The organism is Lachnoclostridium sp. An138 (genome assembly GCF_002160765.1).
Lineage (GTDB): Bacteria > Bacillota > Clostridia > Lachnospirales > Lachnospiraceae > Laedolimicola > Laedolimicola faecalis.
On record NZ_NFLF01000007.1, the window covers coordinates 153422 to 169615 of the forward strand.

Annotated in this window: 13 protein-coding genes and 1 riboswitch; of the genes, 4 read left to right on the top strand and 9 right to left on the bottom strand. The window is 52.8% G+C overall.

The genetic code is table 11. The annotated features are described in order from the left end of the window. Positions 1-7 precede the first annotated feature (7 nt). A complete protein-coding gene (locus B5E82_RS08270; protein WP_087307110.1) occupies positions 8-1360 on the bottom strand; it encodes a replication-associated recombination protein A in 1353 nt (450 codons plus the stop codon). A 461-nt stretch (positions 1361-1821) separates the two neighbouring features. Continuing rightward, positions 1822-2601, bottom strand: a complete 780-nt coding sequence (locus tag B5E82_RS08275) for an ATPase (protein WP_242966278.1) — start codon at positions 2599-2601, stop codon at positions 1822-1824. 255 nt (positions 2602-2856) lie between these two features. On the opposite strand from B5E82_RS08275, the gene B5E82_RS08280 reads away from it, so the two are divergent. Next, a complete protein-coding gene (locus B5E82_RS08280; RefSeq protein ID WP_087307081.1) occupies positions 2857-3597 on the top strand; it encodes an AAA family ATPase in 741 nt (246 codons plus the stop codon). A gap of 264 nt (positions 3598-3861) precedes the next feature. Next, on the top strand, positions 3862-5094 hold the full coding sequence (locus B5E82_RS08285; RefSeq protein ID WP_087307082.1) for an argininosuccinate synthase: 1233 nt from the start codon (positions 3862-3864) through the stop codon (positions 5092-5094). Between the two features lie 113 nt (positions 5095-5207). On the opposite strand, the gene B5E82_RS08290 is transcribed toward B5E82_RS08285, so the two are convergent. Genes B5E82_RS08290 through B5E82_RS08310 form a run of 5 tightly spaced genes read right to left on the bottom strand, consistent with a single transcriptional unit; the run spans position 5208 to position 11449 of the window. Beyond that, on the bottom strand, positions 5208-6815 hold the full coding sequence (locus tag B5E82_RS08290) for an efflux RND transporter periplasmic adaptor subunit (protein ID WP_087307083.1): 1608 nt from the start codon (positions 6813-6815) through the stop codon (positions 5208-5210). 39 nt (positions 6816-6854) lie between these two features. Then, the gene (locus B5E82_RS08295) at positions 6855-7691 is read right to left on the bottom strand and encodes a carbohydrate ABC transporter permease (protein WP_087307084.1); all 837 of its coding nucleotides are present in this window, start codon (positions 7689-7691) and stop codon (positions 6855-6857) included. A 3-nt stretch (positions 7692-7694) separates the two neighbouring features. Next, on the bottom strand, positions 7695-8558 hold the full coding sequence (locus B5E82_RS08300; RefSeq protein WP_242966279.1) for a carbohydrate ABC transporter permease: 864 nt from the start codon (positions 8556-8558) through the stop codon (positions 7695-7697). A 10-nt stretch (positions 8559-8568) separates the two neighbouring features. Next, positions 8569-10881: an extracellular solute-binding protein gene (locus tag B5E82_RS08305; protein WP_087307085.1), complete on the bottom strand. Its 2313-nt coding sequence runs from the start codon at positions 10879-10881 to the stop codon at positions 8569-8571. Between the two features lie 19 nt (positions 10882-10900). Continuing rightward, positions 10901-11449 (bottom strand): hypothetical protein, encoded by a 549-nt coding sequence (locus B5E82_RS08310; RefSeq protein ID WP_087307086.1) that lies wholly within the window; start codon positions 11447-11449, stop codon positions 10901-10903. Between the two features lie 216 nt (positions 11450-11665). Here B5E82_RS08310 and B5E82_RS08315 point away from each other — a divergent pair, with 216 nt between their 5' ends. Both B5E82_RS08315 and B5E82_RS08320 read left to right on the top strand, forming a co-directional pair. Next, positions 11666-12337, top strand: a complete 672-nt coding sequence (locus tag B5E82_RS08315) for a response regulator transcription factor (protein ID WP_087307087.1) — start codon at positions 11666-11668, stop codon at positions 12335-12337. Between the two features lie 37 nt (positions 12338-12374). Further along, positions 12375-13670: a sensor histidine kinase gene (locus B5E82_RS08320; protein ID WP_087307088.1), complete on the top strand. Its 1296-nt coding sequence runs from the start codon at positions 12375-12377 to the stop codon at positions 13668-13670. 356 nt (positions 13671-14026) lie between these two features. On the opposite strand, the gene B5E82_RS08325 is transcribed toward B5E82_RS08320, so the two are convergent. Both B5E82_RS08325 and B5E82_RS08330 read right to left on the bottom strand, forming a co-directional pair. Then, complete coding sequence (locus tag B5E82_RS08325) at positions 14027-14290, bottom strand: type II toxin-antitoxin system prevent-host-death family antitoxin (RefSeq protein WP_087307089.1); 264 nt, start codon at positions 14288-14290, stop codon at positions 14027-14029. Between the two features lie 33 nt (positions 14291-14323). Beyond that, complete coding sequence (locus B5E82_RS08330) at positions 14324-15676, bottom strand: alanine/glycine:cation symporter family protein (RefSeq protein ID WP_087307090.1); 1353 nt, start codon at positions 15674-15676, stop codon at positions 14324-14326. Between the two features lie 235 nt (positions 15677-15911). Continuing rightward, positions 15912-16030, bottom strand: a riboswitch (glycine riboswitch). Positions 16031-16194 lie beyond the last annotated feature (164 nt).

The following is a 16194-nucleotide window of genomic DNA, read 5'->3' on the forward strand; positions in this document are numbered from 1 at the left end:
CATTGCTTTATTCTTTTCCGCCGTCCTGATCCGCCCCGTCCGGCGTCTCTTCCTTCCAGCACAGAATCTCTTCCAGCCGCCGTTTCACCGCGGCCTCCTCGCCTTCCTCCGTGGGCTGGTAATATCTTCTTCCCGCAAGCTCCTCCGGCAGGCATTTCATACGGCTGAGCTTTTCTTTTGTATCATGGGCGTAAATATATCCCTCCCCGTAGTGCAGATCCTGCATCAGCTGTGTAGGAGCGTTCCGAATCTGCAGGGGCACCGGAGCCCCGGGCTTCTCCCGGATATCCTTCTTACAGTCCAGACAGGCCGTATAAAGGGCGTTGGACTTGGGCGCCATGGACAGATAGACTGCCGCGTGGGCCAGATGCACGTCGCACTCCGGCATCCCCAGGAAATGGCAGGCCTGATATACAGACACTGCAAGCGGAAGCGCGTTTGAATCTGCCATACCCACATCCTCGCTGGCAAAACGAATCAGCCGCCTGGCAATATAAAGCGGGTCCTCTCCGCCGTCCAGCATCCGGTACATCCAATAGACTGCCGCATCCGGGTCGCTGTTGCGCATGGATTTGTGGAGAGCTGAGATCAGGTTGTAATGCTCTTCCCCATTCTTGTCATACAAAAGGGAGCGGCGGTTCATACACTGGGAGAGAATCTCTTTGTCCACGCAGAGCACCGCATTCTCGTCCATTCTCCCATTCAGCACCGCCATCTCCAGCGTATTCAGGGCAGTTCTGGCATCCCCATTGGCAAAACGGGCAATGGCGCCAAGGTCCTCCTCCCCGATGGAGATCTTCATGGTTCCATACCCCTTCGAGCTGCTCAGAGCATGGTGCAGAAGCTCCAGAAGATCGCTTTCCTCCAGCGCCTTCAGGATAAACACCTTGCACCGGGACAGCAGAGCGGAATTGATCTCAAAAGAGGGATTTTCCGTAGTGGCTCCCACAAGAATGATACTGCCCTTTTCCACATAAGGAAGAAAGGCATCCTGCTGGGCCTTGTTAAACCGGTGTATCTCGTCCGCGAAAAGAAGAGTTCGGATGCCGAGGCGGCGGTTCTGCTCCGCCTGGGCCATGACCTCTTTCACTTCCTTGATACCGCTGGTCACTGCGCTGAATTCCACAAATTCCGCTCTGGTCTGCCGGGCAATAATCCGGGCAAGCGTGGTCTTTCCCACACCGGGCGGCCCCCAGAAGATCATGGAAGAAATCTGATCCCGCTCAATGAGCTGGCGCAGGATCTTTCCCGGTCCCACCAGATGCTTCTGTCCCACATATTCGTCCAGACTCTCCGGGCGGAGGCGGCTCGCCAGAGGGGCCGTTCTCTCCCGATCGTCAAATAAACTCAGCTGTTCCATCATGCTGCAACACCTCTTGTTTTCAGTATACTTTTTCAAGCCGGCATTGTAAAGAAAACATTTCTGGTGGCAGCGGTGTTATATGACATTTCTTCTTCCGGCGGCATAGCCGCCCGGAACTGGTCCCGGGCGGATGTCGGATGACTGGTGTTGGATATATGCGAAAAATTTTGTGTCTATCATCCAATTTCAATGTAAAACAACTCTGTTTTCCTGCCAATTCAACTGCGCAGCGCTCTTATTTTACATATACAAGAAAATACGTTGTTTACATCCAACAATGAAATAAATTTTGGACATAACAAACTACTTTTCTCTATATGTCCAATCCATGTCTGATATTGAACAAGAAAAACAGTAACTGGTCCTGATACCGGTGATTTTGGAGCGCACGGCAGTAAAAAACTGTATATATCCAGATACGGTATTCTCAGCGGGCAAAGCGTATGCGCTTTCCATCTTTACAGAAAGTATGACTTGATAAGATTTTCTGCAGCGGCAGAATCCAGCGGATGCTCTTTTGTCTCATATGTAGTAAGAAGCTGTATAGACGGTACAATTCCATGCTCCGTATAGAGCTGAAGCTTTGAAAAGGCATTTTTTGCATAAACGGAACTGTCCATCATTCCGAAATGTTCCCAATAGAAAAACTGCCCGGTGTGGGGATGGCGGATGGTAAAATCCGGAAACACTGTAACATTTCCCAGAGAAAGCGCACACTCGTAGCGGAATGGAATTTTATTCATATAAAGAAGCATGGCAATCAGCGCTTCTGATTTGGAACGCACAAAAATACCTGCACTCGTCTTATGAATACGCTGCTCCGGATAAGCCGGATTGCTTTCGTAAGGCTGCGCCATCCATTTTTGAAGTTCCTGTGATTCGGGAGTAAAATAGGGCGAAAGAAGTTCTGAATATAAAGAATTCTCAGATAGTAAGTGTTCCGCATAGCCGGCATCAGAATTATGATGCCTCAAATAGAAATCAATTGCTCTTTGTTCCTGCAGCAGCTCCTTCAGCCGCATCTGTAAATACTTTTTTACAGCCAGCTGCTCCGCAAATGCTTTTTCCCTTTTAGGTATGTATACAGAATCATGGCCATCACTTCGGTACCATTTGGTATAACAGCCATTGCGGACACAGACACGCTTTCCTTCCGGCAGCTCCTTCAGCCTGGCCTGGAGAGACACAATCTCCCGTTCAAGCCGCTGGCGCTCCGCACACATTGTTTCGTGAAGCAAGGGAGTCCTCCTTCTATCATCTGATATCTATTATTTAAGCATAGAAATATCCATTGGAAAAGTAAAAATTATCATATTCTGTAAAATCATCCAGACCAGCTCTTTTAGCAGAATCCCGCGGACAATGGAAAATATGCCAATGAAAGATATGTTTGACTTGAAAGTTGAAATCATTGAAAGCTTTCCTGGAATTGACTATAATGATTTAGAATCATATCAATCAGCATTCTCAAGCCCGAAAGGAAACCGCCTGTTATGTTTGAAAACCGCTTCATCCGCGCTCTCCGGATCGACTGGAACAAAATTCCCGAACATTCCTATCTTCACCGCATCACGGCCCTGTCCGGGCTGACAGACCTCTCATTCTCCAAAAACATTACTTTTTTTGTGGGGGAAAACGGCACGGGAAAATCCACCCTTCTGGAGGCCATCGCCACAAGCTACGGCTTCAACCCGGAGGGCGGCACTCTGAACTACCGTTTTTCCACTTACGATGACGTGTCGGAGCTCTGCACAGCCCTTACTTTTTCCAAAGGCTTCCGCCGTCCGGCGTCCAGCTATTTTTTCCGGGCGGAGAGCTTTTTCAATGTGGCAACCAAGGCAGAGGACTACCGGGATTCTACCCGGAAAGAAATCTACTACGCGCGCTGCGGCGGCAAATCCTTTCACGAACAGTCCCACGGCGAGAGCTTTCTCTCCTATTTTCTGTCCTTTGAGGGGCCGGGACTTTACATCATGGACGAGCCGGAGGCCGCCCTGTCACCCCAGCGGCAGCTCACCCTGCTGATTCAGATCGTAAAAATGGCCGCTCAGGGCTCTCAGTTTCTCATTGCGTCCCACTCCCCCATTCTGCTGGGTACCCCGGATGCCCAGATTCTGTCTTTTGACGAAGGGCATGTCCATCCCTGCGCTTACGAGGAGACGGAATGCTATCAGGTAACAGAGCTGTTTCTGAACCACCGGGAGGCGCTGCTTAGCCGTCTTCTTGATGAGTAATGACCCGGAACTCCGTCCCTGCGAATCTGCCGGTCCGCGTCAGCCAGAATTCTTTGTTTGATTTTATATTTATTCACTATTATTGCATATTATTCAGTATGAATCTGCATATTAAACAACAATACCCTGTTTCAATTTTATAAATATGTATAAAATTTCACTTGCAACTTCCTGCGGGATGATGTATATTTATGTTCAGTGAAAATACGCGCCGTATGACATCCGTCTCTGCTGCGCTGATGAAATACCGAGGAGGAACTTATCATGAAAGAAAAAGTCGTACTCGCCTATTCCGGCGGACTGGACACCACAGCCATCATTCCGTGGCTGAAAGAACATTTTGACTATGAGGTTATCTGCTGCTGCATCGACTGCGGCCAGGGAAATGAGCTGGAAGGACTTGACGAGAGAGCAAAGCTGTCCGGCGCTTCCAAATTATACATCGAAGATCTGGTAGATGATTTCGCCGATAACTACATTATGCCCTGCGTAAAGGCTGACGCCGTATATGAGAACAAATACCTGCTGGGTACCTCCATGGCGCGTCCGGCCATCGCAAAGAAGCTGGTTGAGATCGCAAGAAAAGAGGGCGCTGTCGCCATCTGCCACGGCGCTACCGGAAAGGGCAACGACCAGATTCGTTTTGAGCTTGGCATCAAGGCCCTGGCTCCCGATATCAAGATTATCGCTCCCTGGAGGATGACCGACATCTGGACCATGCAGTCCCGTGAGGACGAGATCGCCTACTGCGAGAAGCACGGCATCCACCTTCCTTTCTCCACAGACTCCAGCTACAGCCGCGACCGCAACCTCTGGCACATCAGCCACGAGGGACTGGAGCTTGAGGACCCGGCCAACGAGCCGAATTACGAGCATCTTCTCGTTCTGAGCGTAACGCCTGAGAAGGCTCCTGACGAGGGCGAATATGTGACCATGACCTTTGAAAAGGGCGTTCCCACCTCCATCAATGGAAAGAAGATGAAGGTATCCGATATTATCCGTGAGCTGAACGTACTGGGCGGCAAGCACGGCATCGGCATCGTCGATATCGTAGAGAACCGCGTAGTCGGCATGAAGTCCCGCGGCGTCTATGAGACACCGGGCGGAACCATTCTGATGGAGGCTCACCGTCAGCTGGAAGAGCTCGTTCTGGACCGCGCCACCATGGAGACAAAGAAAGACCTGGGCAACAAGTTCGCGCAGATCGTGTACGAAGGCAAATGGTTCACTCCGCTCCGGGAAGCCATTCAGGCATTTATGGAAGTAACCCAGGAGTACGTGACCGGAGAAGTGAAGTTCAAGCTCTACAAGGGCAACATCATCAAGGCCGGAACCACCTCTCCCTACTCTCTGTACAATGAGTCTCTGGCTTCCTTTACGACAGGAGATCTGTACGATCACCATGACGCCGACGGCTTCATTACCCTGTTCGGACTGCCGCTGAAGGTCCGCGCCATGAAGATGGCCGAGGTCAAGGCTGCACAGAAGGAAAACTAACTGCCGGAACAGAAAATCAAATTTTCCGTATATTTTGCCGCCAGCCCGGTGATGGCTGGCGGTATTTTTTCTGGCTTTCGGGGGATTCCTCTCCGGCTGCTTCAGGCAGCTTTCTATTCCTTATATCTCACCACATCTCCATCCGCTATCTCCCCAGTATAGTCCGTAATCACTTCCTCCTCTCCGCTCAATCCTCCTTCTTCCAGCGCCGCCTGACTATCGTTCTGATCCAGGACCGTCACATAGGTTTTCCGGGCCACAAACTCCGGTCCCAGGATTCCGGACCTCTCTCCCACCGTAAGCACATACTTTCTCTGGTTTTCATCCACACGGACAGCTTCCAGCGGTACGACGCAGGAGTAGGTGTCGGTCCTCATTTCCGCCGAAAGGGTTCCGCTTTCGCCAAGTTCCCCCTCTCCTTCCTCCAGAAAAACCGTCAGCTGGTACGTTCCCGGGCTCAGCTCGCTTTCCGCGATATAATCTGCTGTGGCCTCTACGGTCCTGCTTCCCAGCTTCAGAGAGACGGAATCTCCCTGATTGACATACTTCTTCTGTTCCGCAGTCAGAGAAGCTGAAAACTGCAGCGGGCTGTCCAGATCTGCCATCACCAGCGCCGCGCCGTCCGGAATCCGTTCGCCGGGACTCACTGCAATCGAAGTCACAATCCCTTCCTTTTCCGGATACACGATTCCATCCGCCTGCAGAAGCTCCTGATACTCTTTCAGTTCCTTCTGCTGGGAGGAAAGATCCAGGCGGTTGATTTCCAGACTGTTATCCGCGGTACTTTCGCTGTCCGCATCCTCCACAGCCCGCTCCGCTGTCTCCAGCGCGCTGTCCCGGCTCTGCCGAGCGTCCTCCAGTGCGCGCTTTGCCGTCTCCACGGCCTGCCGGAGCGACGTAAGCTTCTCCTGCCAGGCATCCTCTGTCATGCCCCCGGAATCGGTGTTTTCGGAATCTCCGGAACTTTCGCCCTCCGTCCCCGATGTGTCTGTAGTCTCTGGTGTATTTGTCTGTTCTGCTGCCGTGAACTGCTCCGTTTCCGCCTGTCCTGCCGTCTCTGCTTCGCCAGATTCTCCCGTCTCCGGCGTTTCTGGAATTTCTGGTTCTTCCGGCGTCTCCGGCTCTTCCGGTTCCTCTGGAGCTTCCGGCGTCTCCGGCTCTTCCGGCTGAGCTGCCTGCTCCGCCTTCCACGCCTCATACTCTGCCTCGGCTTCTTTCAGCGCCGCCTCGGCTGCTGCCAGATCCTGCTCTGCCCGGGCTACTGTCTGGGAAGAACTTGCATCTGCCACATCATAGTCCTCCTGGGTGCGCTCCTTCTGTTCGTCTTTTTGCTCCGCTTCCAGCTGTCGGTTCTGCTCCTGGGCCTGAATTTCCAGCTGGAGCTTTGAAATCGCAAGCTGCTTTTCCTCTATCTGCTCTTTCAAATCCTCCAGATCTACCTGAAAAAGCGCAGTCTCTGTATCCACATGGTCCCCCGTATGCACCAGAACCGTCTCACAGCGCAGTCCGCTCAAAGCCGTAACGGCCGTCTCCCGTCCCGCTTCCACGATTCCCTCCACCTCTACTTCATGGGAAAGAGCAGAGGCCTCCGGCGTCTTCGTGCTTACCTGCGGAAGGCCCGAAGCATAGACCGATCTGGAAATCAGCGTACACAGCAGCATAAATGCCAGAAACATCCCAAAGGCCCTGATTTTGTTCTTCTGTCGTCTCAGCAATTCCATAATTCCCTACTCCGATTTTCTTCTTCCATACGTCCTGTCCTATTCCTTCAGCCCCGAAGCCGCGATTCCCTTTTCCAGATAATCCTGTCCTATCAGGAAGACAAAAGCTGGCGGAATCAGCGTAATCACAGAGGCCGCAAAGGAATATCCGGCCTGGCTTAGACTGATTTCCGGCAGATAAAGGGACAGAGGCCAGAGAGACTGCTCCTCCAGAAACGCCAGCGGCTGTTCAATCAGGCTCCAGTATTCCAGAAAGCCCAGCACCACCGCCGACAGGATTCCATTGGAGGCCAGCGGCAGGCCGATTTTCCAGAAAATGCGCCATTCTCCGGCTCCGTCAATCCGGGCCGCCTGCAAAAGCGCTCCGGGAATACTTGAGAAGCCCCGGTAAATCAGAAAGACCGGATAGGTGGAGCACGCTGTGGGAAGAATCACCGCCCAGTGGGTATTGACCAGATTCAGCTGATTCAGCACCAGATAACTGGAAAGCATCGTCACCTGAAACGGAAGCAGCATCAGCGCCACATAAAGCGTAAATAAAAGCCTGCGGAACGGAAACCGGTAGACCGCGAAGGCCCAGGCCGCCGGAACCGCAAGAAGGAGCTGGCCGCCCACAGAACACACCGCTATCTTCATGGAATTCCAGAACACGGTGAAAAACTGCGGCGTCTCAAACAGCAGCCTGGCATAATGGGAAAAGGTCGGGTACATGGGGAACCACGCCCAGCGCAGAAACCCTTCTCCGCTCTCAAGAGGCCCCAGATATTCCCCCAGCTCCCAGCGGCTCATAAACGATCCGGAGACCAGCAGAAAAACAGGGGCAATAAAAAGAATTCCAAGGGCTGCAAGTATCAGATATCTCATGAATCTGCGCATTTCTTAATCCTCCCTGTCCCAAAGTCTCTGCAGCAGCAGTATCGCCATAAAAAGCACCATGCCGACACAGACTGCGGCCGCAGCCATTTTGTCCAGATCCAGGTTTACAAACCAGTTGTTAAACAGATGCTGCAGCAGATACATACTCTTGTCCGGGTAAGAGCCTGCCACCAGGTAAGCCTCCCGGAATACCTTAAACGAATTCAAAAAAGAAAGAACGGTGATCGTATAAAGGCTTCCCTTCAGATTCGGCAGCGTGATCCTCCAGAAGCATTTCCACTGGGAAGCCCCGTCCACACGGGCGGCTTCCAGAATGCTGTCCGGCACCGCTGAGAGGCCTGCCAGCCAGAGCACCACCGTATAGCCGAGATTTTTCCACACGTAGCTGAATACCAGCACCCAGAAGGCCGCTCCCGAGGCCATATAATCCGGCTGCACTCCATCTGCCAGAATCCCCATTCTGTTCAGAAACAGATTCAGAAAACCGCCGGAGGAAAACACCATTTTCCAGACCAGCACGATGGCGGCGGCCGGAACTGCCATGGGAAACAGAAACATGGTCTTAAATCTCTGGTTATTCGAAAGCCTGGAAAGCTGAACCGCCACGAACAGTCCAAGTCCCACCAGAAGCGGCAGGCAGACAGCCGTAAAGCGGAAGGTATTCCATACCGCAAGACGGAAAGCTTCATTTTCAAAGACCGCCCGGTAATTGGAAAAACCGGTCCATCTGCCGGTGACGGCGGTCGTAAACGACCGCCGCACCACATCCAGAAAAGGAAGGCAGACAAAGACCAGAACCCCCAGAAGGCTGGGAGCCAGGAAGCACAGCCAGGCCCGTTTCCCGGCTCCTCTCCTTCTCCGCAGCACATGCTGTTTTCTACTGCTCCGCAAGATAAATCGCCGCTTTCTGTACAATCTCAGCTACCGTATCCTCCACGGACAGACTGCCGTTCAGGGCTTTCGGCCCGCTTTCCAGAACGGCATCCTCTATCGCAGATTCTCCGGAGCCCACTGCCGTTACTGTCTCCGCCATTTCTTTCAGACGGGCGAACTGCTCTGCGGAAGCCTGCTGAACATCCACAGAAAAAGCGTCCCCATTTCCCCCTTCCGTCATAATGACAAAGGATACTGCGCTGTCGTCCCCGGAACCGGCTTCCTGCAGATGCTCAAAGGAAGCCCTGTTTACCGGAAGGCCGTTTGGAAGGTCCAGATCCTGAAACTCCCGTCCAAACAGATAGCAGAAGAAATCGGTCACCTGCGTATTGTCAAAAGACGTCTCCAGAATGCCCACACTGGCCACCGGCAGGAAGCTGTCTGCCGTCTGTCCCGGAAGAAGCATATAGTCCATGGATTCCTCCTGATCCGCAAGCGTGGCCAGCAGGTTGAAATCTGTCTCCATGCTGTTCACCACACCGGCTCCCATAAGCTGCCCGCCCATGGCCATGTCCAGAGCCTCCGAGGAAGCCAGTACGCTGCTGCTGGCAGCAGTTCCCCCGCTGGATATCGTCTGCCGGTCCGTTTCCTGAAGTATGGACAGTTCTTCCTCGGTGTATCCCGCAAGCTCCGCCTCATAAATCCGTTTTGCCTGGGTCAGGAACTCGGTCAGGACCGCCTCGTCTATCTCCCCGTCTTCTGTAAGCCAGGAAGCGGAGGAGGTGGGCATCAGGGCCTCAAGAACCTGTTCCTCTGTCAGAAGTCCCAGAATTCCGCCCGACGGCTGTTCCGCGCGGACATTTTCTGCCGCGGCCGCCAGAGAGGCCAGGTCCGAAATCTGGCTTAATACCTCCGGACTTCCCACAAGAAGCGGCAGGCTGAAGCGTACAGGAAGGGAATAGAGCTTATCTCCCGTCCGTACAGCATCCACCAGATTGGAGAAAAGGCTGTTCTCCCCGGTAAACCCGGCTTCCAGCTCTGTAAGATCTGCCAGCAGGCCTTTGTCCTCGTAGGAGCTTGCCGGGAGACCGTCCAGCACAAGCAGGTCCGGTCCGCTGCCCGACGCAAGCCTTGTATTCAGGTTTCGGATGGCGTCCTCTTCCGTCATGCCGTCATCCCCGCTGACTCCTACCTCATAATTGACGTAGACCTCCGGATGTTCCTTCTGGTACAGACTCACTGCCTGACGGATCGTATAGTCCTCATACAGGCTGTAGATACGGATCTCCTCCTCCGGCGTCGCCGCAATATCCGCGTCATACACATATTTCATAAGCTGCGGTCCATAATAGAGAATCAGAAATACCTCATCCTCCAGCACCGTCATGCCGCGAAGCTGCATCATGGGATTTCCCAGAGAATTCAGGCTTCCATCCGCCACCTCTTCGATAGCTGAGCCGCCGATGGTATGGCGGTAGATTCCATCGCTGAAGGCCAGATAAATCACGTCGCCTTCACTGGAAGCCGCTACCATATTGTGGGTGTCTGCACTGAAGGACCCGGTGTCATAGTGGGCTTTCACAAAATCCTCCAGCACCTGATCCGTCTGTGCCTGCGTTCCGTTTGCCGTGTCATACAGGCTGAGCCCCTGGGAGCCGAGAATCACCATATAATGATCCGTAAAGCAGACATAATCCGAGACCCCTGTAATCTCAAAAATCTGTTTCGCGGTTCCGTTTTCACAGTCCAGTTCATAAACCTTCCCGCCAATGCTGATGCCGTAAAGGCGGCTGTCTTTTCCAAACCAGAGCTGGTGCAGATAATCTTCCCCGTCGTCATAGGGCACCGCACGCTCTTCTCCGCCCGCGTCCAGATAAAAATACTGATAGGAAAGCTCCTGCTCCTCATTGTCTATGGGAGGGGTGTATACCGCTGCAATGCTTCCGTCCGGAGCCAGAGCCAAATTGGCAATATAGTTTGCGGCGGCAAGCTCCGTAAGCTGCGCTGTCTCCTGGAGCTCCCAGGTCTCTCCCTGGTCCTGCGAACGGTAAAGGCCCGACAGCTGATCCAGAAGTCCCACAGAGCCGTCCTCCATCACCGCCATCACCGGGGCGCTGCCCTCTTCCCGAGAGGAAACCGCTTCCGGAAGCGCTGTTTCCTGCTCCACGTATCGCCCCATAATCGTATCATCAGAACCGTTTCCGCTGTTTTCCCCGGCTTTCTCCGCCGTACCAGCTCCGGAACAGCCGCAGGCCAGCAGAAGGGCCCCGAGCAGCAGCCAGGCTGTTATCTTATGAATCACGGAATGCTTTTTCATGTCTTCCCATTTCTCCTTTCTATTCTACCTCTGTCAGACGCACCTGTGAGGCCCGGAAGACATCCCCCTCATAGCTGCCCCACAGATTCACCATTGCCCCGGTCTCCAGGGCCTCCGGAGAGCTTTCACTGTCTTCATAATCCGCTCCGCCGTTTTTTATGGTTCTCCGGGTAAATCTTGTATTCTCATCCCAGACGGCTGTAATCAGATTCATCTCCGCCTCATCCAGAGGCAGAGCCGCGATCTCCGTGCCGCCTTCTCCTTCCTCTTCTATGATTTCATTGAGGACGAAGGTCTGATCCGATATTTCCCGGATCTCCCCGGACAGGTCCGGCTCTCCGCTTTCAGAAACGCTATTTGCCTGCTTTTCTTCCTGCTGCCCGGAAAGCCCCTGCGTCATGTCTTCCTGCGCCGTCTCTTCCTGTACTGCCTCCTGCTGGCCTGTACTTCCGGAAGCAGAAGACGCATCCCCTGTTCCGCATCCGCAGATGCCAAGGCCCAGAGCTCCTGCAAGTCCTGCCGCCATCAGCCGGGTTCTCATTTTTTGATTCCATACTTTGTCTTTCATTTTCATTCTCCTCATTTCCTGATTTTCTCACATCATAACAGGGCAGTCTCTAAAGAATCTCTAAAGAAAAATTCTTCTGTAAAACGGAACCTTTAACTGACCCTTTCCTTCATATGCCCCTTATGTTCCATATCTTCTGTTTTAGAGATTTTTTAAAGACTTCTGTGGTATCATTGTTTATAATAGGATAGAAAACTGTTTACAGGAGGCCCTGCAATGAGAATACTGCTGGTAGAAGATGATGAAAAACTGAAGGAAGCCCTCTGCTTCCAGCTTCAGAAGGAAGGAATCGAGACAGATTCCTGTACGGACGGCGAAGAAGCCCTTTACTATATCCGGCAGGGCATCTATGATCTGATTCTGCTGGACCGGATGCTTCCTCTTCTGGACGGGGCGTCTGTGCTCGCTCAGATGCGCAGGGAAGGCTTTCAGACTCCTGTGATTCTCATCACGGCCCTCGGCGCGCTGGAGGATAAAATCGAGGGTCTCGATCTGGGCGCGGACGACTATCTGGTCAAGCCCTTTGCCTTTGAGGAACTGATGGCCCGCATCCGCTCGATTCTGCGGCGCCCGCGGAAGCTCTCCGATTCCTCCGCCCTTCTCTTCGAAGATCTGGCCTTTTCCACGAACGAGCTCAGTCTGACCGGGCCGTCCGGCAGCTGTACCCTGTCCGGAAGAGAAGCCGCCCTTCTGGAAGCATTTCTGCGCAATCCCGGTCAGACGCTTTCCAGAGAGCTGCTGCTGACGAAAGTCTGGGGAATGGACAGCGACGTGGAAGACGGCAACCTGGATAATTACATCCATTTTCTGAGACGCCGGCTGAAAAATCTGAACAGCTCCGTCCATCTTCAGACTGTGCGGGGCGTAGGATACCGCCTGGAACGCTGAAACCGGACAAAAACCTCTTACAGGAGAATCATTCATCATGTTTCAAAAAGTACGGATAAGACTGACACTTCTCTGCGCAGGAATCACCATTTTCATCCTGCTGATCATGTCCTGCGGCTGGCTGTATGTATCGGAAAAAAGCCTGCGGGACAACAGTTTCATCTCCTTTCAGAATGATATGAACACGCTTGTGGGAAATCTGGAACAGCAGCCTGTCATCTCAGGCGGATGGCTGAAAAACATGGAAGACAACGGAAAATATCTGATCTGGCTTCTGGACAACGGCGTGCCCTTCCTCCACAACCGCCAGAATCAGAGCGCCCAGACCCTGTACGAGGAAGCCTGGGTTTCCTGTGAACCGAAACTGGCCGCCGCGGACAGCACAGGCTCCGTTTCCGCAGCGCATACAGAATTTACCTTCCGCTCTCCCAGTACCGGCGCAGACTATTATGTCTGCGGCGCTTCCCTGTCACGGGGACAGGGCGAGCTCCAGGCGCTGATTCTGGCCCCGCTGACCTCGCTGGAAGCGCAGATCAGAAGACAGCGCCTTCTGTTTCTCAGCCTCGACCTGGCCGGAGCCGCCGCCCTGCTGCTGTTTTCCTGGTTTTTCACCAAACGGCTCCTGCTTCCACTGGAGGAAAGCCAGAGACAGCAGGCACGGTTCGTCGCTTCCGCCTCTCATGAGCTCCGCACCCCGCTCTCTGTGATGCTGTCCTGTATCTCTGCCTCCCGGAAGGGAAGGCCGGAAGAACGACAGCATTTTCTGGAAGCTGCGGAATCAGAAGGAAAACGGATGTCCCGGCTGATTGAAGATATGCTTCTTCTCTCAAAGGCGGACACTCAGTCCTGGAGCATCCGGCCGGAGCCTGCACAGATCGATACCCTGCTTCTTGACACCTATGAGTCCTTTCTGCCGCTGGCAAAGGAGCGTCAGATACAGCTCTCCGTCAGGCTGCCCGAAGACCTGCTTCCTCCCTGCTTCTGCGATCCGGAGCGTATCCGCCAGGTACTCGCAATCCTGCTTGACAACGCGCTGTGCTACACTCTCTCCGGCGGCCGGGTAGATTTAAGCCTTTCCTTTTCCCAGAACCTTTTCTCTTTTTCTGTGGCTGACAACGGTCCCGGCATCCCGGACGAAGAGAAAACGCATATCTTCGAGCGCTTCTACCGCTCTGATCCCTCCCGCAGCGACCGGGAGCACTTCGGACTTGGCCTCTGTATCGCGTCTGAGATCGTAAAAGCCCACCGGGGCCGGCTGGCCGTCAGCGACACCCCCGGCGGGGGAAGCACGTTTACGATTCAGCTGCCGCAGGGCCGGCCTTATGGAACATAGGAAAAAAGCAGTCTGTTTGTCGCAGGCTGCTCTTCTTCTTAGCGTCGGTGTACAAGGGGCAATACGCCTCAGCCCTGTAAATTCGCCTGTTTTCTGCGTTATCCTCAGTTAGCGTACGTCCAGTACGCTTCCATCGTCTGCCTTGAAAACAGGCGAATTCCCGAGGGCTGAGGTCGCAGAGTCAAAAATGAGCTGATTTGTGTCCCTGCAAGGCACTTGAACGACGCGTACAGGGCGTACGCGGAGTGAAAGTAACGCAGCAGGGGCGCAAATTCAGCCATTTTTGACCGTATTGTCCCTTGGTACACCGACGCTATCTATGATTCACTTCAAAATTCACTTGGAAAACGCTGTATTTATCCAAAGTGCTTCCTCCTTAAAGAAGCAAGCGCCTCTCTTGCATCATGGAGCTGTCCATCCCGTTCAAATTCAGCCTCTGCCTCTGAAATCGCAGTATCCGTCGCTGCGTTTTCCACCATTGCTTCATAAGTTTCAATACTCATCACAACCAAATCTCCATATCCATTCTTTGTGATGAATATCGGCTCACGCCGGGCATGACAGATGTCCGAAATTTCATTGGTGTTGCGAAGGTCAGTAATCGGTCTGATCTGCGGCATATCGCCGCCTCCTTAATGCCGCCTTCCTGCCTTTTATTTCTTTCCAAATTTCTTGCTGATCGTAACCACCACGCCGCTTAAGGCTAACAGAGCCAGCGCGTTCGGAATCACCATCAGGCCGTTAAAGAAATCTGCCAGCTCCCATACCAGGTCTACCTTCAGGGTGGAACCCACAATGATAAACGCTGCTACAATCACAGAATATACCTTTACCGCTTTCTTTCCAAACAGATACCGGACGTTGATTTCCCCAAAGAAATGCCAGCCAAGAATCGTAGAAAACGCAAAGAACAGCAGGCAGACTGCCACAAAAATATCTCCAAAACCGCCAAAATTGCTTACAAAAGCTTCCTGCGTCAGAGCAATTCCTTCTTTCCCGGAAGAAAGAACTCCGGAAGTCAGAATCGTAAATACCGTCAGATTCAGAATAATAAATGTATCAATAAATACGCTGATCATAGCCGTCATACCCTGCTCATGGGGATTTTTCGCTGCCGCGCGGGCATGGGCGTGGGGCGTGGAGCCCATGCCTGCCTCATTGGAAAACAGACCTCTGGCGACACCGTAGCGAATCGCCTCCCGCACCGTGATTCCTGCTGCACCTCCCAGAATCGCCTCCGGACGAAAAGCGCCTACGAAAATCATTTTCAGAGCTCCCGGAAGAGCCGTAATATTCATCCCAATCAGAATCAGACTTCCGATAATATAGACAGCCGCCATAAAGGGAACCATCTTTTCCACCACAGCTGCCAGCCTCTTCGTTCCTCCTACAAAGATAAACAGCGCAGTTACTGCCAGCAGAATTCCGACTGCCACCGGAGGAATCTTGATATTTCTTGCCTCAAACACCTGCCCAAAGGCTGCTCCGATAGAATTGGACTGTACCATATTTCCCATAAAGCCCAGAGCAAGAATAATAAACACTGCAAATACTACAGCCAGGATCTTTCCAAACGTCCCCTTAAAAGCCTGGCGGATATAGTAGACAGGGCCTCCTGTCACCTCGCCGTCTACCGTCGTCTTATATTCCTGCGCAAGCACGGCCTCTCCGTAAATGGTCGCCATGCCGAAAAAGGCGCTGACCCACATCCAGAAAATAGCTCCCGGACCTCCCGATACAAGGGCCGTCGCCGCGCCGGTCAGATTTCCTGTCCCCACCTGGGCCGCAATCGCCGTCGCCAGAGACTGAAAAGGCGTCATCTCGCCATGCTCCCGTTTCTCGCCATTCATCCGGAAATGACCGAACACCAGACGCAGTCCCTCTCCGAATTTTCTAACCTGAATAAACTTCAGGCGGATTGTAAAATAAATTCCCGTACCGCACAGAATAATCAGAAGCCCCAGGCTCCACATCCATTCATTTACCGCTTTGATCAGTTCCAACATTTTTCTTTCCCTCTTTCACATAATATTAATACAATTATGATGTTTTGCGCTGTGTGCAGGCTCCACATTGGCAGGCTCGCGGCCGCTTTTCGCAAACTTTCCGCATGGCCTTAATATCTGATATCCGATATCCGGATTACATGTCCGGAAAATCTGCCGCCCTGCCCGGCTCATTACAGCGCAAAAAATAAGAGCCGATATAAAAATCAGCTCCTCCAAAGAGTAGAACATTTGCATTTTCAGCCCTGTCCTTTTGCCTGAGAGATAGACAAAAAAGCTTTGGGGAAATCCCCGCCGGCTCTTCTGTGTTACACCTTCGGCGCTCATTTACTGAGACTCTCCAGAGTTTGTCATTTTTACAGTGACGGGGAATATCATAACATACTTCCTTACAGATAGCAACCGCAGGCCGGTCCCGTGTTCATTATATTTTTAACACATTTATATTAGCTTTACTTATAGATGCTCCTGGTAATTGAGAACACGCGGACGTGTCTGCGGCACACAGGCGCGGGCGG

What these genes read in the sequence shown, in the direction of transcription:
- B5E82_RS08310 (WP_087307086.1), bottom strand. Translation starts at nt 11,449, where the DNA reads ATGAAAGACAAAGTATGGAATCAAAAAATGAGAACCCGGCTGATGGCG.
- B5E82_RS08285 (WP_087307082.1), top strand. Translation starts at nt 3,862, where the DNA reads ATGAAAGAAAAAGTCGTACTCGCCTATTCCGGCGGACTGGACACCACA.
- B5E82_RS08290 (WP_087307083.1), bottom strand. Translation starts at nt 6,815, where the DNA reads ATGGAATTGCTGAGACGACAGAAGAACAAAATCAGGGCCTTTGGGATG.
- B5E82_RS08325 (WP_087307089.1), bottom strand. Translation starts at nt 14,290, where the DNA reads ATGCCGCAGATCAGACCGATTACTGACCTTCGCAACACCAATGAAATT.
- B5E82_RS08330 (WP_087307090.1), bottom strand. Translation starts at nt 15,676, where the DNA reads ATGTTGGAACTGATCAAAGCGGTAAATGAATGGATGTGGAGCCTGGGG.
- B5E82_RS08270 (WP_087307110.1), bottom strand. Translation starts at nt 1,360, where the DNA reads ATGGAACAGCTGAGTTTATTTGACGATCGGGAGAGAACGGCCCCTCTG.
- B5E82_RS08320 (WP_087307088.1), top strand. Translation starts at nt 12,375, where the DNA reads ATGTTTCAAAAAGTACGGATAAGACTGACACTTCTCTGCGCAGGAATC.
- B5E82_RS08280 (WP_087307081.1), top strand. Translation starts at nt 2,857, where the DNA reads ATGTTTGAAAACCGCTTCATCCGCGCTCTCCGGATCGACTGGAACAAA.
- B5E82_RS08315 (WP_087307087.1), top strand. Translation starts at nt 11,666, where the DNA reads ATGAGAATACTGCTGGTAGAAGATGATGAAAAACTGAAGGAAGCCCTC.
- B5E82_RS08295 (WP_087307084.1), bottom strand. Translation starts at nt 7,691, where the DNA reads ATGCGCAGATTCATGAGATATCTGATACTTGCAGCCCTTGGAATTCTT.
- B5E82_RS08305 (WP_087307085.1), bottom strand. Translation starts at nt 10,881, where the DNA reads ATGAAAAAGCATTCCGTGATTCATAAGATAACAGCCTGGCTGCTGCTC.